Annotated in this window: 1 protein-coding gene; it reads right to left on the bottom strand. The window is 66.6% G+C overall.

Annotated features, from left to right (window positions below):
• On the bottom strand, positions 1 to 416 hold a 416-nt coding region (locus tag H7I41_RS00810), incomplete at both ends, for an MFS transporter (protein ID WP_264010648.1).

The raw sequence follows: 416 nt of genomic DNA on the forward strand, positions 1-416 counted from the left end.
GCCGCCGATCACGGCACCGAGGGTGCCGCCGATCACGGCACCGAGGGTGTGCGACAGCGCGGCCCCGGAGTAGCGGTACTGCGGTGCGAAGATCTCCGGCAGGAACGCCGCCATCGGCCCCATGCACACCCCGATGAGGGCGTAGGTGGCCACGATCGCGACACCGAACACCGCCTGACTTCCCGTCTGCACCAACGGGAAGAGTACGAACGACCACGGCACCGCCAAGGCGAACCCGATCGCGAGGACCCGTTTGCGGCCGTAGGTGTCGCTCAGCGTCGCCGAGACGACCACGAACAGCACCTCACACAGCCCGCCGAGCACCCCCGTCAGCAGCACGAAGTTCATCGAGAAGTGCAGATGATCGGTGGCGTAGTGGGTGAAGAAGGTGGTGGCCTGGAACACCAGCATCGGTG

It is taken from the genome of [Mycobacterium] manitobense (genome assembly GCF_025821665.1).
Classification (GTDB): Bacteria; Actinomycetota; Actinomycetes; order Mycobacteriales; family Mycobacteriaceae; genus Mycobacterium; species Mycobacterium arseniciresistens.